Below are 1,600 nucleotides of genomic sequence, written 5' to 3'. Positions count from 1 at the left end.
GTTGATTGCAGTGTGAAATGTCCGGTTTTGGATGTGGAATACAGTGGCTAAAGTTGATGTAAGATGCCCGTTTTGTGAACAGACATCTCCTGTGAAAAAACACGGTTATGGCAAAAGTGGCCATCAGCGTTACCGTCGTCGGTCATGCAAACACGGATGGCTACAGTGCTTACAACGACGAACTTCCAAAAGTAAAACACATTGTTAGCAAGCTGTATACACAGCGTATTAAGCATTCACATCTGACACTGCGTAACCGATTGCAACGGCTCAATCGCAAGACGCTAGGATATTCAAAATCATCCGAAATGCACGATAGGATCATCGGTACTTACATCGAACGCGAGTATTACGTTTGATGCTACATCAACTCATTGAATACACGACCCCATCACCGCACGTCGTTCCTGATGCGAGAGCAGGCCAAGTTCAATCAACTCCATCACCTGTATCGCCTGCGCGGCGGGCACCGGGTTTTCGCCCTTGCCTTGCAACGCATCACGCACCGCAGCGTAATAGGCAGGATAGTTACCATGCAACGTGGTTACCGCCTGTTCTGCCATCACCCCATCCTGATGTAATGTGAGCACGCCATGGCGGGAATCCAACCCCCAATCCGTTTGCTGCGGACGTACACCGCTCTTCAAACGATCTTCTTGCGGATCAAGACCATATTTGATGAAACTGCCTTTAGTACCGTGCAGTGTAAATCGTGCAGACTCGGCGGATACCAGCATACTGGCATGCAGTACCACTCGACGCTGTGGATAAATCAAGGTGGCATGAAAATAATCCGTGGCTTTACCGCCTGGGCGCAGTTGCGCCAGATCCACATTGACAGCCACTGGCAGCCCAACTAGCTGCAACGCTTGATCTAACAGGTGTGGCCCTAAGTCATACCAGATTCCGCTGCCCACGCTGCCATCTTCACGCCAACGCTGGCGCACTTCCGGGCGGAAACGGTCAAAATGCGACTCAATATAAACCACTTCCCCCAACACATCTGTTTCAACTAACTGTTTTAGCGCTAGAAAATCGCTGTCCCAGCGACGGTTATGGAACACGGACAGCAATTTTCCACTGTGTGTCGCCACCTGTGTCAGCTCTTTCGCTTATGACAACGTCACGGTAAAGGGATTATCAACCACCACGTGTTTTCCCGCTAACAGCGCCTGTTTGGCCAAAGGGTAATGGGTTTCATTCGGGGTGGGAATAACAACCAGGTCAATATCTGCACGGCTGAACAGCGCTTGCGGATCGTCAACCACGGTGACGTCGGCCCAATCCGCATGCACTTTTTGCCCATCACTACTCGACACGGCAACCAGTTCAATACCCGGCACAGCGGTGATCAACCGCGCATGAAACGTCTTGCTGGCATAGCCATACCCTAACAGCCCGACGCGAATGGTATCACTCATGAATGTCCCCTCGGTAGTATTGTCCTTGTCATCAAGGCATTAGGCTGTGTCCCTTAATTGCCTGAGTTATAGTAACCGTATGTTTCCACAGTATATTGAACTATGGCTCGCTACGACCTTCCCGATGAAGCATGGATGATCATCCAGTCTTTACTGCCTGCTGAACCAGCAATACCACG

The 1,600-nt window shown here is 50.5% G+C and carries 2 pseudogenes; one reads left to right on the top strand and one right to left on the bottom strand.

What is annotated here, in order from left to right:
- The first annotated feature begins 43 nt into the window (after positions 1 to 43).
- A pseudogene (locus QZ506_RS03775) lies at positions 44 to 359 on the top strand (IS1 family transposase).
- Between the two features lie 12 nt (positions 360 to 371).
- On the opposite strand, the pseudogene QZ506_RS03770 reads toward QZ506_RS03775, so the two are convergent.
- Positions 372 to 1,421 (bottom strand): annotated as a pseudogene (locus QZ506_RS03770) (oxidoreductase).
- Positions 1,422 to 1,600 lie beyond the last annotated feature (179 nt).

It is taken from the genome of Candidatus Symbiopectobacterium sp., from assembly GCF_020054415.1.
GTDB lineage: Bacteria > Pseudomonadota > Gammaproteobacteria > Enterobacterales > Enterobacteriaceae > Symbiopectobacterium.
The sequence above is the reverse complement of the archived record's forward strand: the minus strand, read 5'-3'. Positions and strand labels throughout refer to the sequence as shown.